Source organism: Aquiflexum gelatinilyticum (assembly GCF_024741135.1).
Lineage (GTDB): Bacteria > Bacteroidota > Bacteroidia > Cytophagales > Cyclobacteriaceae > Cognataquiflexum > Cognataquiflexum gelatinilyticum.
The window spans coordinates 321,612-342,040 of sequence record NZ_JANSUY010000001.1; the positions used below are offsets into that span (position 1 = coordinate 321,612).

The 20,429-nt window shown below is 41.0% G+C and carries 17 protein-coding genes; 10 read left to right on the top strand and 7 right to left on the bottom strand.

From position 1 onward, the window contains the following. Nucleotide 1: 1 nt before the first annotated feature. The 8 genes from NU887_RS01365 (at nucleotide 2) to hisIE (ending at nucleotide 8,760) form a co-directional block, all read left to right on the top strand. Nucleotides 2-787 (top strand): SDR family NAD(P)-dependent oxidoreductase, encoded by a 786-nt coding sequence (locus tag NU887_RS01365; RefSeq protein ID WP_258421554.1) that lies wholly within the window; start codon nucleotides 2-4, stop codon nucleotides 785-787. Between the two features lie 63 nt (nucleotides 788-850). Continuing rightward, nucleotides 851-1,939, top strand: a complete 1,089-nt coding sequence (locus NU887_RS01370) for an efflux RND transporter periplasmic adaptor subunit (protein WP_258421555.1) — start codon at nucleotides 851-853, stop codon at nucleotides 1,937-1,939. Further along, nucleotides 1,936-3,195, top strand: a complete 1,260-nt coding sequence (locus tag NU887_RS01375; RefSeq protein WP_258421556.1) for an ABC transporter permease — start codon at nucleotides 1,936-1,938, stop codon at nucleotides 3,193-3,195. Before NU887_RS01370 ends, NU887_RS01375 begins: the two co-directional genes overlap by 4 nt. 359 nt (nucleotides 3,196-3,554) lie before the next feature. Continuing rightward, the gene (locus tag NU887_RS01380; RefSeq protein ID WP_258421557.1) at nucleotides 3,555-4,238 is read left to right on the top strand and encodes an ABC transporter ATP-binding protein; all 684 of its coding nucleotides are present in this window, start codon (nucleotides 3,555-3,557) and stop codon (nucleotides 4,236-4,238) included. A gap of 79 nt (nucleotides 4,239-4,317) precedes the next feature. Continuing rightward, the gene (locus NU887_RS01385) at nucleotides 4,318-5,412 is read left to right on the top strand and encodes a serine hydrolase domain-containing protein (RefSeq protein ID WP_258421558.1); all 1,095 of its coding nucleotides are present in this window, start codon (nucleotides 4,318-4,320) and stop codon (nucleotides 5,410-5,412) included. 54 nt (nucleotides 5,413-5,466) lie between these two features. Further along, nucleotides 5,467-6,885, top strand: a complete 1,419-nt coding sequence (locus tag NU887_RS01390) for a Glu/Leu/Phe/Val family dehydrogenase (protein WP_258421559.1) — start codon at nucleotides 5,467-5,469, stop codon at nucleotides 6,883-6,885. 143 nt (nucleotides 6,886-7,028) lie between these two features. Next, the gene (gene hisF / locus NU887_RS01395; protein WP_258421560.1) at nucleotides 7,029-7,784 is read left to right on the top strand and encodes an imidazole glycerol phosphate synthase subunit HisF; all 756 of its coding nucleotides are present in this window, start codon (nucleotides 7,029-7,031) and stop codon (nucleotides 7,782-7,784) included. A 367-nt stretch (nucleotides 7,785-8,151) separates the two neighbouring features. After that, nucleotides 8,152-8,760, top strand: coding sequence for a bifunctional phosphoribosyl-AMP cyclohydrolase/phosphoribosyl-ATP diphosphatase HisIE (gene hisIE, locus NU887_RS01400; protein ID WP_258421561.1), 609 nt, complete (start codon nucleotides 8,152-8,154; stop codon nucleotides 8,758-8,760). A gap of 46 nt (nucleotides 8,761-8,806) precedes the next feature. Here hisIE and NU887_RS01405 read toward each other — a convergent pair whose 3' ends face one another. The 7 genes from NU887_RS01405 to NU887_RS01435 all read right to left on the bottom strand — a co-directional run bounded on the left by NU887_RS01405 (nucleotide 8,807) and on the right by NU887_RS01435 (nucleotide 18,615). Beyond that, the gene (locus tag NU887_RS01405; protein WP_258421562.1) at nucleotides 8,807-9,085 is read right to left on the bottom strand and encodes an autophagy-related protein 27; all 279 of its coding nucleotides are present in this window, start codon (nucleotides 9,083-9,085) and stop codon (nucleotides 8,807-8,809) included. 116 nt (nucleotides 9,086-9,201) lie between these two features. Next, on the bottom strand, nucleotides 9,202-9,747 hold the full coding sequence (locus NU887_RS01410; protein ID WP_258421563.1) for a GNAT family N-acetyltransferase: 546 nt from the start codon (nucleotides 9,745-9,747) through the stop codon (nucleotides 9,202-9,204). Nucleotides 9,748-9,790: 43 nt separating this feature from the next. Then, nucleotides 9,791-10,786 (bottom strand): bestrophin family protein, encoded by a 996-nt coding sequence (locus tag NU887_RS01415; RefSeq protein ID WP_258421564.1) that lies wholly within the window; start codon nucleotides 10,784-10,786, stop codon nucleotides 9,791-9,793. 76 nt (nucleotides 10,787-10,862) lie between these two features. Beyond that, nucleotides 10,863-11,696 carry a hypothetical protein gene (locus tag NU887_RS01420; protein WP_258421565.1) on the bottom strand — a complete coding sequence of 278 codons (834 nt, stop codon included), beginning with the start codon at nucleotides 11,694-11,696 and terminating at the stop codon, nucleotides 10,863-10,865. Nucleotides 11,697-11,699: 3 nt separating this feature from the next. Next, entirely contained in the window at nucleotides 11,700-12,650 is a 951-nt protein-coding gene (locus tag NU887_RS01425; RefSeq protein ID WP_258421566.1) for a Smr/MutS family protein, read from the bottom strand. Next, nucleotides 12,647-13,948: a cryptochrome/photolyase family protein gene (locus NU887_RS01430; RefSeq protein WP_258421567.1), complete on the bottom strand. Its 1,302-nt coding sequence runs from the start codon at nucleotides 13,946-13,948 to the stop codon at nucleotides 12,647-12,649. The genes NU887_RS01425 and NU887_RS01430 overlap by 4 nt, the downstream gene beginning before the upstream one ends. A 47-nt stretch (nucleotides 13,949-13,995) precedes the next feature. Further along, complete coding sequence (locus NU887_RS01435; RefSeq protein WP_258421568.1) at nucleotides 13,996-18,615, bottom strand: translocation/assembly module TamB domain-containing protein; 4,620 nt, start codon at nucleotides 18,613-18,615, stop codon at nucleotides 13,996-13,998. A 12-nt stretch (nucleotides 18,616-18,627) separates the two neighbouring features. Here NU887_RS01435 and tsaD point away from each other — a divergent pair, with 12 nt between their 5' ends. After that, nucleotides 18,628-19,632, top strand: coding sequence for a tRNA (adenosine(37)-N6)-threonylcarbamoyltransferase complex transferase subunit TsaD (gene tsaD, locus NU887_RS01440; RefSeq protein ID WP_258421569.1), 1,005 nt, complete (start codon nucleotides 18,628-18,630; stop codon nucleotides 19,630-19,632). A gap of 278 nt (nucleotides 19,633-19,910) precedes the next feature. Further along, nucleotides 19,911-20,381, top strand: coding sequence for an SsrA-binding protein (smpB, locus tag NU887_RS01445; RefSeq protein ID WP_258421570.1), 471 nt, complete (start codon nucleotides 19,911-19,913; stop codon nucleotides 20,379-20,381). Nucleotides 20,382-20,429 lie beyond the last annotated feature (48 nt).

The following is a 20,429-nucleotide window of genomic DNA, read 5'->3' on the forward strand; positions in this document are numbered from 1 at the left end:
AATGTTCCAAAACCAAGTCATCTGGATAACAGGAGCTTCCTCAGGATTGGGGAAGTACATGGCCTTTGAATTTGCAAAGCAGGGGGCAAAACTAGCCCTAAGCGCAAGAAGGGTTGATAAGCTTGAAGAAGTTCTGAATCAAGTAAAGGCATTAGGAGCCGAAGGTTTTTTGGTTCCCTGTGACGTACTTGAGGAATCTGAAATCGAAAAAGCTGTTCAGGAGGTCATCCACCATTATGGGCGTCTGGATGTGGCTGTTGCCAATGCAGGGTTTGGTGTTTTTGGCAAGATTGAAGACTTGTCTGCAAAAGAATGGCGGAGGCAGATGGATGGCAACGTCACGGGACTGGCGATGACAGCCAAGTCTGCGATTCCTCATTTGAAAGCAAGTAAAGGAAGGTTGGTGCTTATTGGGAGTGTGGCCGCTTATGTACCCAATCCCAAAACCGGTGCCTATGGTGCATCTAAAGCTGCCGTCCGTTCTATCGGACAGACTTTGCAGTTGGAATTGAAAGGCACGGGTGTAAGCTGTACGGTAATCCATCCGGGATTTGTAGATTCCGATATCACGAGGGTGGACAATGCCGGTGTGTTTCATCCTGAAATTAATGACCCAAGACCGAAAAATCTCATGTGGCCAACGGACAAAGCCGCGAAGGTTATGGTCAATGCAATATTAAAGAGGAGAAAATCCTTTGTCTTTACCGGACATGGCAAATTTATCGCTTTTATCGGTCAGCATTTTCCAAAATTGGGCGAGTGGATGATTGGGAAAATGGGGAATTAAGAAAACTGCATTAAATATTATTCACAATAATCCTGTAAATTGAGGTCATCAAACCTGTCTCATATGAAATACTTTATTATTATTTTTTTAAGTTGTATAGCGGTTTTTACTTTTTCGTGCCAATCTTCAGAAGAGACCATTAATCCAAAAAGAGAAAGTATCTCGGAATCAGTCTACGCCTCCGGTCTCATCAAAGCTAAAAACCAATACCAAGCTTTCGCCAATGCAAACGGAATTGTTCAGGAGATCTTTGTCAGTGAAGGTGACTCCGTAAAAATTGGAAGCCCGATTTTGGTCATTTACAATGAAACTGCCAGGCTGAATAGGGAAAATGCCGAACTGACACGGGCATTTGCAGACCGAAAAGCGAATCAATCCCGGCTACGAGAATTGGAAAACAACATTGAAAATGCCGAAAATAAATGGCGGAACGATTCCCTGCTTTATGAAAGGCAAAGAAGGTTGAAAGAACAGGGAGTGGGATCCGCTGTTGATTTGGAACAAAGACAACTGGCCTTCGAAAATTCACGAAATGCCTACCAAAGTGCCAAGCTGATCTATCAGGATGTCAAAAGGGAAATAGAATACAACGAAAAAAGCGCTGCCAAAAACCTCTCTATCTCCAAAGCCCTGGAAAGTGACCTTGTCCTGAAAAGTGAGGTAAACGGAAGGGTTTATGATTTGCTCAAAGAAAAGGGTGAAATGGTCAATGCGCAGACCCCCTTGGCTGTGTTGGGAAGTGCTGATGAGTTTGTTTTGGAAATGCAGGTGGATGAATACGATATCGTCAAAGTCAAACATGGTCAAAAAATAATTGTGACCATGGATAGCTACAGAGGAGAGACATTCGAGGCGGTAGTGTCCAAAATCAATCCTTTGATGAATGAATCTTCGAAGAGTTTTTTGGTGGAAGGGGTTTTTGTAAATGCACCTCCTGTTTTGTATCCCAATCTCACCCTTGAAGCTAATATTGTGATAGAAGTAAAGGAAGACGCGCTGATTTTGCCAAGGTCTTTTATCCTGAATGATGCTTTTGTGATCAATGCTGCAGGTGATACCTTACCGGTCAAATTGGGACTCAAAGATCTACAAAAAGCAGAAATACTGGAAGGGATAGATGAGACAACCTCAGTAATCAAACCTGTCAAATGAAAGTTTCCCTCATCATAGAAATAGCCAAGGCGCTGATGCTTGCCCGGTTCAAACAAACCATGATTGCCGCCATCGGGGTGGTTTTTAGCATTACGATGTTTGTGGCTTTGCTGGGATTTATGAATGGCTTGAACAAACTCTTGGATGGCTTAATCCTCAACAGGACTCCGCACATCCGATTTTACAACGAAATCAAACCATCGGTCAACCAGCCAATCGACCTTGCCGATGAATTCAGCAATTTTTACAATATCATCAGGTCGGTCAAACCCGCTGCCAGCCGCTTAAGCATTTATAACAATGAGGCCATTATCAGGACACTTGAAGAGGATCCAAGGGTTTTGGGTGTGGCACCAAAGTTATCCGCACAGGTTTTTTACAATGTCGGAACCATTGATATCACCGGTGTCATCAACGGCATAGATGTCGAAGCTGAAAGCAAACTTTTTGCCTTCACAGATTATGTGACAGCAGGAAATTATATAGACCTTAAAAATACATCCAACAGCATCATTTTGGGAAAAGGCGCTGCGGACCGGATGATGGCCGAAATTGGGGATGTTATCCAAGCGACCACTTCTCAGGGCAACAGGGTTCAATTGAAGGTGGTGGGATATTACCAGTCCGGTTTGGGGGATTTGGACAATGTCCAATCTTATGCCTCCATTGGCACGGTCCAGAAAATGATGGGAGAAACCGCTTCCTATGTGACTGATATCCAAGTCAAATTGAAGGACTTTAACCTTGCTCCCGCTATGGCACGGGACTACAGGGATATCTTTGGGATCGATGCAGATGACATACAGACTGTAAATGCACAGTTTGAAACAGGGACAAATATCAGGACTTTGATCAGCTATGCCGTGGGGATTACCTTGCTGATTGTTTCAGGATTTGGGATTTACAATATCCTGAACATGATGATTTATGAAAAAATGGATACCATCGCCATCCTGAAGGCCATTGGCTTTTCGGGTAGGGATGTGAATAATATTTTCATCACCATCGCCTTAACCATCGGTTTTGTAGGAGGAACTATCGGATTGATTCTTGGATTTATGGCCGGTTTGGGCATTGAGCGGATCCCCTTCGAGACGGAGGCACTTCCGACGGTCAAAACCTTTCCGGTAGATTTTAACCCGAAGTATTATATCATCGCGGCGATATTCAGTATTGTGACGACGTATTTTGCCGGATATTTTCCTGCCCGCAAGGCGAGTGGGGTCGATCCGGTGGAGATAATTAGGGGAAAATGAGGGGAGGTGGGAAGAGTAAATTCTGAATTAATAATGAAGAATGGAAAAGAGGCGAGAAACGAGAAAAGTTGGCAGTCGCAGTCAGCAATAACAGCGTTAAGTCAAGAAAGAGCCTACACTAGTCATTTCGAAGGAGGTACGACTGAGAAATCTTTTAATAAATAAAAGAAATGTAAAATAGACCTCTCCTTCGTCGAGGTGACAAGGTAAAGTCTTTGTTGATAAGAATCATTTTCATTTAGATTGTCCGCTTCTCGACCCGATAACCTGACAACGCGAAGCAGACAACAATTAGAACCACTACAACAATTATAACGACTACAACCATTACAACAACTACAACAACTACAACCACTAACATGCAGGAAACACCTGTCCTAGAAGCACAAAAAGTAAACAAATACTTTTTTAGCCCTGATAAAACACAGGTGCTGAAGGAGGTGACTTTTCAGGTGACCAGGGGAGAATTTGTGTCTATTATGGGAAAATCAGGCTGTGGCAAATCAACCCTCCTTTATATCCTCAGTACCATGGATACAGATTATGAAGGTAAATTATTGATTGACGGTGAGGTGATCAGTGGAAAAAGCCCAAGTTACCTTTCCAAAATCCGGAATGAAAAAATCGGATTCGTATTTCAGTTCCATTATTTGCTCAATGAATTTTCGGTTTTGGAAAATGTCATGATCCCAGGCCTGAAACTCAACAAGAAATCCCAGCCCGAACTCGAACACATCGCCATGGAAAAGCTGAAAATTTTTGACATGCAGGACCATGCGCTCAAGAAAGCAAACCAACTTTCTGGTGGGCAAAAACAAAGGGTTGCCATCGCACGCTCCCTGATGAATGATCCTTTGATCATCATGGGAGACGAACCGACCGGCAATCTTGACAAAAGAAACTCAGATATTGTCTTTAATATTTTCAAAGAACTGGCAAAAGAATTCAAACAGACCATGCTCATTGTCACCCACGATCCTGAGTTTGCAGCCGGAACAGACAGGATCATTGAAATGGAGGACGGCTATATCATAAAACAATAAAATTGCTTTTTTAAACCATTTTATGCCTGTTTTGTCTAAATTTCAGTTTCATTTTTATCAAAATCTATCTCCATATCCTATGAAAAATTATCTCTTTTTGATTCTTTTTTTTGCAATCTATTCATGCCAAGAAAAAGAATCTCCCGATCCCAATCCATCTTCATTGTATTTTCCTCCTTTGTCCGGTAATACCTGGGAGACCACCACACCCGCTTCCCTCAATTGGGACTTGGAAAAATTGGAAGACCTCAAGGAGTTATTGGAAAACAACAGCTCCCGTGCTTTCATCATTCTCAAAGACGGGAAGATCGTCGTAGAAGAATATTTCGGAACCAAAATCAGCGGCGGACAGCCTTTTGACCAAAGTTCTCTGTGGTATTGGGCATCTGCAGGGAAGACCCTCACTGCAACCTTGACTGGGATTGCCCAAGAAGAAGGTAAGCTGGACATCCAAAAACCAAGTTCTGATTATATGGGGAAGGGTTGGACTTCACTTACCACGCTACAAGAAGATAAAATCACGGTTTGGCACCATCTCACCATGACCACAGGTCTAGATGATGGAGTGGCAAATAAGGATGATTTTTCGAAGGAAAGTTTGGTTTTCAAAGCTGATCCCGGAATCCGTTGGGCATATCATAATGCTCCATATACTTTATTGGACAAGGTGATAGAAGGGGCAACCGACAAATCTTTCAGCCAATATTTCAATGAAAAACTAGCTTCCAAAATCGGAATTAACGGAACTTGGCAGCGGGTTGATTTCAATAATGTGTTTTTTAGTGATGCCAGGTCCATGGCTAGATTCGGGCTTTTGTTTTTGGCAAAAGGTGACTGGGATGGACAAAGCATCATTAATGATAAAAATTACCTGGACGACATGATCAATACTTCCCAAAGCTTCAATGAAAGCTACGGATATCTTTGTTGGCTCAATGGTAAGGGAAGTTATATGCCGCCTGGAGTTCAAATAAAAGTTCCTGGTTCCTATGCCCCGAATGGACCAGATGATATGTATTGCGGTTTGGGAAAAAACGGACAGTATGTTTGTGTGGTACCGTCCCAAAATCTTGTCTTGGTAAGGATGGGCGAAAGCCCGGATCAGGCTTTGGTTCCTTATGCTTTTTTGGATGATATCTGGGCAATCTTAAGAAATATCATTCCCGCCAATTAAGTACTTCAGTCAAATGATTTGTATCTTCGGGGCGTAACCAAAATACCAGTTTTTATGAGCAAGAAGACCGAATACAGTTTATTTCAGGATGTTTGTGGGTTTGTGGATGAGGCAGCTAGGCATATGGATATTCATCCCGGATTATTGGAGCAGATCAAAGAATGTAACAGCATATACAAATTCAATTTCCCTATCCGAAATGATGATGGTACTTATGAAACTTTGACAGGATATAGAATACAGCATTCACATCATAAACTTCCCTGCAAAGGAGGAATTCGATATAGTGACCAAGTTGATGAAGAGGAGGTTAAAGGTCTTGCTTCACTCATGACTTATAAATGTGCTTTGGTAAATGTTCCCTTTGGTGGTGCCAAAGGTGGGGTAAGTATAGATCCAAAAAAATACACAGTAAACCAACTTGAAAAAATTACCCGGAGGTATACTTCTGAATTGATCAAGAAAAAATTCATAGGCCCTGCCATCGATGTGCCCGCCCCTGATTACGGCACGGGAGCACGCGAAATGGCTTGGATTGTAGATACTTATGAGGCTTTCAATCCGGAGGTGATCAATGCAAAAGGCTGTGTAACCGGGAAGCCACTTTCCCAACACGGAATCGACGGCAGGACTGAAGCGACTGGTCAAGGTGTGTTTTTTGGAATCCGTGAGGCGGTGAGTGTGGAAGAAGATATGACCGCTTTGGGTCTTTCCACAGGTCTGAGGGGAAAAACCGTAATTGTACAGGGGCTTGGAAACGTGGGTTTTTATTCTGCCAAATACCTTAGCGAAGCTGGAGCAAAAGTGATTGGGATCGCTGAATGGAATGGGGGAATCTTCGATGAGAAGGGAATCAATGTTGAGGCATTGAAGAAATACCAAAATCAGACAGGAGGATTTAAAGGATACGCATCAGGAGAATTTATAGAAAAAAGCAAGGAACTGCTTACCTATCCTTGCGATATCCTAATTCCCGCTGCCTTGGAAAACCAGATTACTAAAGAAAATGCGGCCAAGATCCAAGCCAAGATCATCGGGGAAGCTGCCAATGGTCCGGTTACCCAGGAAGCGGAAAGAATTTTGAACGAAAATGGAAAAATGATCATTCCTGATATGTATCTCAATGCAGGAGGGGTGACGGTTTCTTATTTTGAATGGCTAAAAAATCTTTCACGTGTGTCTTTTGGCAAACTGGAAAAAAGATATGACCAAGAAAAATACAGGAAACTTCTCGGCACTATCGAAAATGCCACTGGGGAGGAATTTACAGACGAGGAAAAAGCACAGCTGATCCAAGGAGCTTCCGAAAGGGATTTGGTTCTTTCCGGTTTGGAAGAGACAATGGTCAATGCCTACCATGCCATGAATAAAGTGAGGCAGGAAAAAAACATTAAAAGCCTTAGAACAGCCGGTTTTATATTAGCATTGGAGAGAATTTCGGTCAGCTATATGGATCTTGGAATTTTTCCTTGATTAATTTTGGTTAAAAGAAAAAGTTCGAAAGGTTGGAAGGTTTTAAGGTTGAAAAGTTAAGGTCGACCAATATGCCGGCTCTCACGCCTTGGATCTTTTGTCTCCCGTCCCAAATCTCATGTCTCAAATCTCCCATCTAAATAATGTTAACAAAAAGAATAATCCCCTGTCTGGATATCAAAGATGGCAGAACAGTCAAAGGAGTGAATTTTGTGCAGTTGCGCGATGCAGGAGACCCGGTGGAATTGGCAAAAATCTACTCAGATGAAGGTGCGGACGAACTAGTTTTTTTAGATATCACAGCCACTGTTGACAAGCGTAAAACTTTGGCCGAACTGGTTACAAAAATTGCAAAAGCCATCAATATCCCTTTTACTGTTGGTGGAGGAATATCTACAATCGAAGACGTAAAAGTTCTCCTCAATGCAGGTGCAGATAAAATCTCTATCAATTCTGCGGCAGTTCATAACCCGCAGATCATCAATGACATGGCACTGGAATTTGGCAGTCAGTGCGTGGTGGTAGCCATAGATACACGTAATGTCGATGGAATAGACTTTGTTCATACTCATGGAGGAAGGAAACCGACTTTACTCCAAACCCAAGCTTGGGCTAAAGAAGTCTGTGACCGTGGCGCAGGAGAAATTCTCCTTACTTCCATGGATCATGACGGTACCAAAGGAGGCTTTGCCAACGAGATTACGGCGGAGATATCCTCTATGCTTTCCATTCCTGTCATCGCTTCAGGTGGTGCCGGAAACAGCGAACATTTCAAAGATGTGTTTACCTTTGGCAAGGCGGATGCTGCATTGGCAGCAAGTATCTTCCACTTTAAAGAGATCCCAATCCCTGAACTCAAGACTTATTTGAGTTTTGAGGGTATATCTATAAGGAAGTAAAAACTAAAATAATGTTGAAATATGCTTTGCGAAATAAAAAATGAAATAAGGTTGAAATATGCTTCACCTATTAACCCTATTTCAATTTATATCTATTTTATTTCCACTTTATATCAATTTAAAGAAATATGGTTGAAATATGCCTCGCGAAATAGATAGAAATAAGCTTCACCTATTAACCCTATTTCAATTTATATCTATTTTATTTCCACTTTATATCAATTTAAAGAAATATGGTTGAAATATGCCTCGCGAAATAGATAGAAATAAGCTTCACCTATTAACCCTATTTCAATTTATATCTATTTTATTTCCACTTTATTTCAACCATCTTTCTTTTACTTATAAATCACATTGGAATTAAAAAATGAATAACCTCAATATAGATTTTGACAAAGTAGACGGGCTTATCCCTGCCATCATTCAGGATGAAGTGACAGGTGCTGTCCTTATGCTTGGTTACATGAATCAAGAAGCTTTTGACATGACCATTTCTACCCAAAAAGTCACTTTTTATAGCAGGACTAAAAAGAGGCTTTGGACCAAAGGTGAAACTTCCGGCAATTTCCTGATGCTCAAATCTATCAAGTTGGACTGTGACAATGACACACTTTTGGTCCGCGTAAATCCTGTTGGGCCTGTTTGTCACAAAGGAGATGATACCTGTTGGGCGGAGAACAACAGCAGTAAAACACTCTTTATCGACCAACTCAGGGATATCATCAAAGATCGCAAAAACAATCCAACCGAAAATTCCTACACCGCATCACTCTTTTCAAAAGGGATCAACAAGATCGCCCAAAAAGTAGGGGAAGAAGCAGTGGAAATCGTCATTGAAGCCAAAGACGACAACAAAGATTTATTTTTAGGCGAAGCTGCCGATTTGCTTTTCCACTACCTCATTCTCCTGGAAGCAAAAGAAATCGAACTCGACGAGGTGATGGAAGTGTTGATCAAAAGGCATAAGGGAAACTGAAAATCAAATTCCATATTTGAATTTTTGATTTTATCAGGAGAGATATTTATTTGGGTGTATTCTTCAGTTCAAGGGAATCTTGAAGAACAATTACTAAAAATACCAACAATCCTAATACTCCCATCGGTAAAGTGATGAAAGTGAAAAAGGGGAGAACCATCCAACCACAATTGCTTTCATTGCAGGGTTCCCCTGTTGAAAGTTCAGTAAGATAACTTCCAAGGACTCCTATGAGATAGGGAGAAAGTGCGAAAAAAATAATTACAAAAAACCAAACAGGGAATCGGGTAATGTAATGTCGTTTTCTTTTTATGATTTTTGCCATAAATGGAATTACAAAATTTTAGCTTTAGAATTTTCAGTTTTGTCTTACAGAATCCCTTCTAAGAATGGTTTTTTATAAAAATTGAAACATAAGTAGGCCTCAACCTGCCCTTGATTTCACCAATCCCAAGCTACAATAATCCAAACTTCACCGTCTTCATTGGGATAGCGGCTGAGTTCTCGGAAGCCGACCCGGTAGTGGGCGGCAAGTGACCGGTAGTTACGCTCGGAGATTTCTGTGATGGCAAAGTCAAAATTTTTGCCGTGAACTTCATGGTAGAGTTCGTAGCATTTGTCAAAAATGCCCATTCCACGATAATCCTTTGCAACAGCAACCTGACCAACAACGATGTAATTGTAATCTGAAAGTGGGGTGCCGTTTACTTCGATTTGGTCAAACTGCTCAAACATCGGGATCAACATCGAAATATCGTACCTGCTTTCGACTGTCATGCCGAGGATGTAAGCCACAACTAGGTCGCCATCTTTGGCTATGATATGCGGTGCAAATGAATTCATTTTGGCAAGGTCTTCTACGCTGTGCTCCGCAAAGACAAACCCCTGATCCAAGGATTCTAGATTTTTGATATGATTTTCTTGTTGGAGTTCAAGGATGCCGACAAATTCCTCGTAGGAATCAGCTGTTTTGAATTGGAGTGACATAGGAAAAAACCACGGACTTCTAGCTGTCAATGGTACTGTGAATTTACATCAAAAACCCATTCTCAACGGGGTATGGCTTGGGAATATTTTCATCATCAAGCATTTCCCTCAAATCGATTTCTATGCCACGGGTGATAGATGAAATAGGTACATCATTGTATGCCCCTTCAAATGGATTTTCGGAATAATCTCCAATTTTTTCCATCAGGAAAAATATCCATATAATCATCCCGGAGAAAGGGATGGTCATCCAAATCCACAATTCATCAGATGTCAAAAAAATGTCCAACAGGCCAAAGGGAATCAATAGGCAAAATACCCAAGTCATCCACAAAGCTACAGATGCATACTGACGGGGAAGAGGGAAATTCTTGATCCGCTCTGACATACCCTGATTGTCATAGAGCCGCCCGATCAATTGGTGAAACCAGACCTGCTTGAAATCACTGATCAATCCTTTGTTTTTTATTTCTTTGATGACTTCAGATTGCTTTTTCAAAATCTGCGAAGGTATATTGGATTTTGTTCTGAAATGCGCCAACTCTGATTCAGAAAGATATTCTTTCAATTCTTTGTCCAGTCCGTTGTTCAGTATTTCAGCATATGTGGGAACAAATACAATGTTTTGGGGACCGAACTTGTGTTCCCAAGACTTGGGAATTCGCATCATATACCGCAGGGAAATCACCCAGGCCAAGTGGCGGTAGATGAGACTTTTTTTCAGAATTTCTGTTTCATGGTCGGGATTTTCATTCAGAAGACTGATGACAGCAGTGGCAAAAGTCCGGCTGTCGTTGACTATTGCTCCCCAGATTTTGCGTGCCTCCCAAGTCCTGTCATAGGAGGAGTTGTTTTTGAAACCAAGGTAAAAAGAGACTGCAATACCGATAATGCTGATTGGTTGCCAAGGCAGGGTAAACTTGATTTCTGTGACCTGATAAAGAATGGTAATGATAGCGGCATAGACGAGTCCATAATAAAAAGGTTTTTTGGACCACTTGAAGGTCATCAAAAAGCTGTAATTCCTGTTTACGTACATATCGGTTAGACTTTATTTCTTTCAAAAATCAATTTATTGCCAAAGAATCTTTATTCAAGATGGGTTTTGTGCCTTTTTACTCCAGAATTCTTTCGAATAATTCACGGCATTTGGTCTCTACTTTGGCGGTATTTATCTTTTTATTTTGCTGCAAAGAAGCCAAGAGGTCAATGTATTTTTTGGAAATATCTTCTTTGTCAGTCAAAAATCCGGTCAGGTGCTGTAAAAAAAGCTGATTTTGATACCAAACCAACAAGTCCTTTTGAAGCTCACTCATCCTAACATGTACTTCTTTCACAAAAATAGAATTGAAACCTGATTCTATCCTGAGATTTTCCAAAGCTATAATTACCCGTATTCCTTCGTATATGTCTTTTAGTGCCTTGGTATCGAGTTTCGTTTTATTGTCAAGGTTAAAAAACTCCAGCTCCTCACTGATTATCTGGGTCGTGGAGGTATTGACCATGAGTGGCTTGAGGCCTCTGCTGTATTGGTAGACTTCATTGTAAAGTTCATCCCAAATCTGAAGCGGGGTGGATACGATAAGGTCATAAACCTCAGCATACACTTTGTTTTTTTCTGATTCAAGGGCTTTGGTGTAGGAATTGAATACGACATTGTCTCTCATCTTGACTGATTCCACCTGCTTCATAATCATCTTCAGGTGTTTGGTTTTCTTAAGTCCTTTAAAGATTTTTTTGAAGGGTGAAAAGAGCTGGAATTTGAGGTTTTCTTCTTTAAAATGAATTCTTGAAAGGAAGTCTACATAGATTTCAAGGAATATCAGCTTCTGTTCCAATTCCATGGATTTTTTCCCCCTATACCTTTTGCTCAATGATAAAAAAGCTGATTTTGCGTCTTCAAACTGCTGTGTGAACAACCTGAAAATAGGGGAAACCTTTCCTTGCATGGCTTAAGAGATTCTGACCAATGTAGCGCCGTATCCAAACCGGCTTTTTTGTGTGTCCTGAAAATACTTAATATTTCCTAAATGACTCAAATACTTGTGGATTTCTTTTCGGAGTACGCCGTTGCCGATGCCGTGGATAAAGGTGATTTCATCCATTCCTGAAGCGATGGCGTAATTGAGGTTTTTTTCGAAGGTTTCCATCTGAAGGCGAACCATTTCACCGTTGCTCATCATCGAGAAATCTTTGGTAAGCTGCTCAATGTGAAGGTCGATTTCTCTAGGAGGCTTTTGAAACTTCAATACAGGAATGGTTTTTTCGGTATTGAGCTGTTCGTTCAATTTTTGAATATCTATTTCTTTGGTTTGATCAGAAAGTTTGAATACATAGCCACTTTTGTCCAAAATTGGAGCAGTACCCCGGCTTTTGAAAAAGGAAGAAGCTTTGAATTTGACTCTTCTCTCGAAAGAGGGTTCCATCTTTTCTATCTTGGAATGAATGGGAAAAAACTGTACCAAAAGCATCGGCCACTCCTCAAAATCCTGGATTGATTTTTCCCCCAGTTTTTGGGTAGTTTTCTTTTTGAGCATCCCTGCAAAAATGGTTTGACCATTGCTGCCAAAGACTTCAGTAGCCATCAGGATATAATCACGGTCAGAATTGTTGCTGATGTAAATGCTGTGGTCTTTGTCATTGAGGGGAAGATACGCGATAAATAAGCCCTCCTCTTTTGAAGTTTTAACCTTGGAAAAAGAATTTGGCAGGTCTGCGACAACTTCTTTTTGATCTCCAAAGTATTGCTTTTCTGCACTCGATATGACGACAATTTCATTTTTCATGGCAGGAATCCGGAATCCGTCTTCTATCTCTACTTCCACCCTTCCACTCGCGGATATTTTTACAATTACTCCTGATTCGTTGCCGTGAAGCAATCGGACTTTGTCTCCTATGTTCATGTGTTCAATGCGGTTTTATATGTTTCTATGGCCCTTTCCCTTGCAAATTTATGGTCAACCATAGGTTTTGGATAATCGGGTTTTCCGAATTCGGGTACCCATTTTTTGATATACCGGAGGTCTTTGTCAAACTTCTCAGTCTGGGATTCGGGATTGAATACCCTGAAATATGGCTGGGCATCAGTCCCTGTCCCTGCAGCCCATTGCCAACCCCCGTTGTTGGAAGACAGTTCAAAGTCAAGTAATTTTTTTGCAAAGTACGCTTCTCCCCATCGCCAATCAATCAAAAGATGCTTGGTAAGGAAACTCGCTACAATCATCCTTACCCTATTGTGCATAAATCCGGTAGCATTGAGTTCCCTCATACCTGCATCTACGATCGGATATCCGGTCATTCCTTCGCACCACTTTTCAAAATCACCCTCATCTGTCCGCCAAGGAATATGGTCGTATTTCGGCTTGAATGCTTGGTCTGTCACCTGTGGGTTGTGGTGGAGAATCATCATATAAAATTCCCTCCAGATCAATTCATTGAGGAAGGTATCATTGAGCTTTGAAGCCTCCAAAGCGAGTTTCCTTACACTGATGGTACCAAATCTTAAATGAATTCCCAATCTGGATGTTCCCTTTATTCCGGGAAAATTTCTTTGAGAATCGTATTTCTGGATCAGGGGTTTGTCAATTTCAAGAGGAGGGATTTGGATGTCTGATTTCTCAAAACCCATTTCTTCCAATGCAGGAACAGGTAGGGGAGAAGTCTGGTAGAAATTGTTTTTTTTGGGATCAAGGTTTAGAAGCTGAATGGATGCTTTGCTGAATTTTTCCAGCCAAACTTTGCTGTAAGGAGTGAAGACTTTGTAAAATTCCCCGCTTCCATTGACGATTTCTTCCTTTTCAAAGATGACCTGATCTTTGAAATCCAAGAACTGGATTCCTTTTTCTTTTAACAAATCCTTGATGGCTTGGTCCCTTTCTTTGGCATATGGTTCATAGTCCCGGTTGGTATAGACATTTTGGATGTCATATTCTCCGAGTAATTCTCTGTAAATCTCAATCGGTTTGCCGTATTTGACCAAAATAGAGCTTCCGAATTCCTTCAGGGATTCACCCAATTTTAAGATTTGGGAATGGATAAATTCTACCCGAGCATCTTTTTTGTCATCAAGTTTGTCCAAAATTTCCCTGTCAAAGATGAATAGCGGCAGCACATTTTTTTCCTGTGAATAGGCATAATACAGGCCGGTGTTGTCCTCGAGTCTCAGATCCCTTCTGAACCAAAATAGGCTGATTTTTTCCATACTGTTTGTTTCATTTCAGGTATCAATATCCTGCAGGCAAAATTGTTTTAATCTTGCTTCCCTTTTGGCGTATTTTTTACAGGAGGATCCATCTGATAATCCAAAGGGCTTACTTTCCTTTCCAGGCTGTCCAAAGGAATTGGGGTCCAATTTTCTTTGCCATCATTGTATCTCAAAAAATCATCTTGGTCATTGATCCTGAGGCGCTGATTTTCTTTGTTTCTGATTCTATCCCAAAGCTCACCAAAGGTATTGAAAGAAAGGTTTTGGGAAACAGAGACCCCGTATGTCGCCACATTCCGTGCAAGGGAAAGGGAAGTGAAAGTATTGAAATTATTTCTGTTATATACCCTGACCCTATACCTGCCATCTTGCGTGACAAGGTATTCGGCTTGCCAATCTCCTGCTATACTGTTTAGGTCTGCATTGCCCTGCAAATCGGTAAATCCTCCGTCCCTGGTGACTCTCAGTCTTCCATCCAAAAAAGTATAGGCCACCCTTAGCTGGAAAGTCTCAAGTGCACTTTGGTCCAGGTTGGCCAGGTCAATGTCGACTTCTAGGTTTTGATCCACCTGAGCGATGAAGCTGTTGAGTTGGGATGAAAGCAGCTGACTCAGGTTAGACGTGGCGATGTTGCTGACGCCGCTGAACTGGCCTTCCGGAGAAAGCGACCGCATCATGATGACTGAAAAAACCTGCCTGTTTTTTTCTTGCTCATCATTTGCTATCCTGTTTTGGAATGCGGAAATGTAAGTTTGGATGTTTCCTTCGGTGGGAAATTCAGCAAAGTCAAAATTGAAGGTAATCTCAGGAGAAAGAATCTGACCTTTTAGGTTCATCAGGACCTTAAGCGGGAATCTCCGCCGCATTGCAGGGTCTTCCAGAGCTGCATTTTGATTGGTCTGAAGGCTTTGGAGTGAAACACTTTCCAAATAGTAGGCATTGATGTCCATGATGCCTTCATAGGGATCTCCAAACCATGAAATCCTACCACCGGGCTGCACGATAAATTCCTTTCTCAGGATGTTATACAGCGAAAAATTGTATTTGGCTTCTGTGATTTCATAGTTGCCCGACATCGAAAAATTACCTTGGGTATCAATGTTCATCGTCAGCACGCCCTTTCCTCTACCTTGAATGGTTTCCCCTGTCCTTGGATCGATCTGAATTTCGGTGTAGGCATCAGGCGTCACATCAAAGGTGAAATTCATCCGCACATTGTTGATGTCAAGTTTTTCGACAGTTTCTTCTAAGGATATTACCCTTGCCGTATCACGGACATTAATGATTTTGATAAAGTCCTCTTGGGCTTCATAGCTTTTGGATCCTAGAGGGATAAAAATTCTCGTGTTTTTCTGAGAAGTCGCTCTTGCAGTAATATCCAGGTTATTGGCTGCGCCAAAAATATTAAGGTTCCCGGTCGCATAGGCAGTACCATAAAACTGGTCATTGTCTTTGGAGCCTGTGTTGAGAACTTGGAAATTTTCCAAGTTGGAAGTAATATCCAGGATAAAATCCGAAAAATAATCGTGTGAAATACCGCCCCGCATCCTTGCCCGGTTTCCATTGATATCTCTTACTGTAAGTTCTTTGAAGCTGATTTCATTGGTATTGAAGATCAGATTGCCATCGACAGTGTATTGGGTTTTGAGGTAATTGACAAGGAGTGTTCCACCTGTGACTATGCCATTTCCCATCACAACAGGAAATGCAATGGATCCACCAATGTCAAAATCACCTGAAACAGTACCTCCCATTTTAGTGATATAGTTGGATAAAAAAGGTTCCAAAACAGACAAATCCGCCTCATTCAATTTGGCATTTAGGTTAAGTTGGTCATCGGTACTTCCCAAAAAGCCGTTGATGGCAATCACATTTTTACCGTTCCTGATATTGTTGATTTCAACATTGATAACCTTGTCAGCGATGAATGTGGCGGCATCGATGTTCCCTACCAGAAAGTTATTGATATTCAATTCATCAATATTCACCTGTCCGTTGATACCAATAGCACCATAGAAATCTGTGAATCCAAAATTCCCGTTTGCGAGCCCTTTAAATTCTTTTGTGCTCAGGGTGTTGAAAAAGTCAAGGTTGACATTGTGGATTTCCAACCCAAGCATTTCATTGGGATTTGGAGAAATGGTTCCGTTGAGCGCTATGAACTGATCCTCATTAAAGAGTTTGATGTTGTCAAAAAGGAAAGATTTTTGGGCAATGAAAATGCTGTTTTCTGGATCAAAATTCCATGTTTTATCAAGTATTTTCAGTTCTGAAGGCTCAAATACTACTGTCGTATGGTCAGGGTAGATTGTGATTTCATTATTGATTCTGACATAGCTTCCTGTCTCCAATTGGTCCTGGTCATACCTGAAATCAATACTTGACTCATTCCATATGGCCTCAATCGCAAGGTTGTTGAATTCCAAACCACTGCTGAGTACTTGTTTTTTGGAAAAGATATAAAAGGACGCTAGGACGTCTGAGCTATTAATAAGTTTAGAAGTGTTAAAATCTAAATTGGTGTCGTATAGAAAGTTTCCATCATAATAGACGGTATCGATACTGGAGAAAAAGTTAAAAATCGTGTTCTCAGGAGTTTGATAAAATGCTCCTTCAATGATCGTGTTTTTTGATATCGAAGCCCTAGGCTCTAGAAGGTTGATAATTGGATTGATGTCAATAAATTTCAGGTTGAGGTCTATGTTGTATGGTTCCTCATTCGCATCTGCTCTCAGTGCAATTTTTTCATCAGAATTTGTCAGAATTGAAAAATATTGCTGACTTAAATTCTGTATGTCGTCGAGGAGTTGCCTCACTTTGAAATTTCCTTGGATTCCTGCAACAAGCAAATCAGAATTCAGTGAGATGAGCCTTGATTCGTCTGTGTATAAAGATTGGAAATAGAAATTGTCCACAAATAGATTTCTTCCCTCATAGCTGAGATCCACATCACTGAACCTTGCGATTCCTTCAATATTATCCAAGGTTACACCTTTGGTATCAATTACTATTTTTCCGCTGACAAAGGTATCTTTGTCCAAAAATTTCAATTCTTTCAGGAATGCGGTGTCAATTTTAACCGTCATTCTAATGGAGTCTTTTCCCTCCCGGACATCCAAAACTCCACTGAGCTCTCCTTTGAGATTGGGGTCATCTACTTTAATGTTTCCACGAAACAAATCTTTGCCATAGGTGGCGTCGGTCACAATATTGGCGTAATTATAGCCATTGATCCCTGCGCTTTTGATATCAGCATCTACTTGAAGTAGGGCTGTTTCCAAAGTCAATCCTGTCCCATTGACCTGTCCTGTCATGGTTACTTTTTGAAATCTTTCAGGATCTTCGACCAATACACCTATATCAAGGTTTTCAAGCTGAAGCCTGCCAGTATAGGTAGGTTGATCTTTTTCAGTTTTATAACTAAGGCGGCCGATGATATTCCCGATGCCGGTTCTGAAATTTCCGTTTGCAGTAAAATAATTGAGATATCCTGAAAAGTCAGTGTCAAAACGGACATCTCTGAATTTGTTGATTTCCTTTCTGGCATTTTCGCCGATATAGGGAGAAAGATCGTTGCTGTTCAGCACTGAGTTCATCAGCGACATCTCAAAGAATGAACTGTCGATATTGGGTAAGCCATCGATTTTGAATTTTCCAAAAAGTGCACTTTTTTCCCCAAATCTGATGAGAAGCTCATCAGAGGCAAGGTCGTCTACGGTACCTTCGATTTCTCCGCTGATAAATATCCTGTCCTCGATATTGTTTAGCCCTTCAGTAAAATACTTCAAATCCTGAATATCCAGAGCCGCCTCATCCAACCTTGCTAAAATATTGACCTCATGGATGAAGTTCGAAAGTCCTTTTGTTGATGTGTAACTGAATTTGAGGTAGTCCTTGATTTCGGTATCATTGGATCTCAAAAACAAGTCATCAAATTCCATGAAGGTAGGACTGTATGTAAAATCAGTCTTCAGCTGTTGGAATACTAGTCCTGAAGTGGATTCCAAACCTCTAAAGTAATTCACTTTTATCCCTATTGTCTGACCTTGGAAATAAAAGTCGTCGGCATCAGCTATGAGATCTCTAAACTGAAGTTTATTAAAATCAAAACCGCTTTCGATAGGAATACTTCCATAATTGATGATGTCCAATGAGGTCTCTTTGAGGCTGACATTACCGATATCAAACCTTGAAGCTTTTTGGTTTGGATCCTTTGGCCCACTTGGAAAAAGGAGGTTGATTTGATAAAAAAATTCTGCAATGTTGATAAAATCTTCTTCGGGGTGGAAGAGTAACCTTACATTTCCCCTTTCCAGTTTGACCTGGTCCAGTCCGGGGTTCTCACTTTTTAAGAGTCCCGAAATTGAAAAATCTATGTAAACATCCTTTAAATCTACCATCAAACTGTCATGATGGTCATAGATGAGTACATCCTGAAGGCTGATAGCATCCCACCACCTGATCCGCACTTTGGCAATACTGGTTTCGAATCCGGTGTTTTTACTGAGGTAAGAGGTGAATGATTTTGTGATTCTGGTTTGGACTGCAGGGATCTGCAATGCGATCACCAGAAGAAAAAATGCCAGAAAAAGTAAAAGAACCAACCTGAAGACGACCTTTAAGGCTTTCAGTAATTTTTCCGTAACTTTGGGGTTCTTTTCCAAGAGGCAAGCGAAATGAAGATAAATATTCTGGCTATTGAATCATCTTGTGATGAAACGTCGGCAGCGGTCATTTCTGATGGCAAAATACTCAATAATATCATCGCCACGCAATCGGTACACGAAAAATATGGGGGTGTAGTTCCTGAACTTGCCTCTCGTGCCCACCAACAGCACCTTATTCCTGTAGTCCATGAAGCAATAGCCTCATCAGGAATTAGTAAAGAGGAACTTTCAGCTATTGCCTTTACCCGTGGGCCGGGATTGATGGGCTCGTTGTTGGTCGGAGTGTCGTTTGCCAAATCGCTTGCATTTGCTTTGGGGATACCATTGATAGATGTCAACCACATGCAAGCGCATATTTTAGCCCATTTCATTGAAGAACCAAAACCTTCATTTCCATTTATTTGTCTGACTGTAAGTGGTGGGCATACCCAATTGGTCTTGGTCAAGAACTATCTGGAAATGGAAGTGATAGGAGAGACGACAGACGATGCTGTGGGTGAAGCATTTGACAAAACGGCCAAACTCCTAGGTCTTCCTTACCCCGGCGGGCCTTTAATCGATAAATATGCAAAAACAGGCAATCCAAAAGCTTTCAAATTCCCTGTTTCTGATATGCCTGAGTTAAGCTTTTCATTCTCAGGTATCAAAACTGCGGTTCTTTATTTCCTTCGGGACAACCTCAAGGAAAACCCAGATTTCATCAGCGAGAATCTGAATGATATCTGTGCCTCAGTCCAATATACACTGATCAAAATGCTTACCCAAAAACTGATAAAAGCAGCTAAAGAACATAAAATCAAGGAAATCGCAATTGCCGGTGGGGTGTCGGCGAATTCCGGATTAAGAGAGGAATTGACACAACTTTCTTCCAAATTTGGTTGGAAAGTATTTGTTCCAAAATTCGAATACTGTACTGATAACGCAGCTATGATTGCCATGGCGGCACATTACAAATACCTTAAAGGGGAATTTTGCGGATTGGATGTCGTGCCGGAAGCGAGGATGAAGATTTGAGGATAGTATCAAGTACTAAGTGTCAAGTATCAAGAACCGAGAGACGAGAGCCGAGAAGCAAAGAGGCGAGAAAATAGAAGAGAGATGGACTGTCAAAATTCATGTTTCAAATACCTGAAGCGTAAGGCAAGCCCTTCGACTTCTACTTCGCTCAAGGGTCGTTTAATCAACAATTAACCAAATAACCATTTAACCCCTTCGACAACGTGCAGCAAACAACAATTACAACCACTACAACCACTACATCTTTACAACCATTACAAATAGTATAACCAAGCATGGCTGTTACCAAAAAGAATAAATTCGATAAAATCATCAACATCAGGAACAAAAAGGCAAGTCATGAATTTGAGTTTCTGGATACCTATACAGCAGGAATAGTCTTAAGCGGGACCGAAATCAAATCGGTGCGTGAGGGCAAAGTTTCGCTTACAGAAGCATATTGCTATTTTCAAAGAGAGGAATTGTACATCAAGCAGATGCATATAGCCCCATATTCTATGGCTGCAAGTTATAACCACGAGGCAGTCCGAGAGCGAAAGCTTTTGTTGAACAAAAGAGAACTGGAAAAAATAGAAACAAAATTTTCGGAAAAAGGCCTTTCTATCATTCCAATCAGGATTTTTATCAATGACAAAGGATTGGCAAAAATTGAAATCGCAGTGGCCCGGGGTAAAAAACTCCATGACAAAAGGGAAGATATCAAAGAAAAAGATGTGAAAAGAGAACTTTCAAAAATGAAGTTTTAAAACATTTGAATTCTACAACAGGTTTTTCCGACCAAAGATTTTATATTA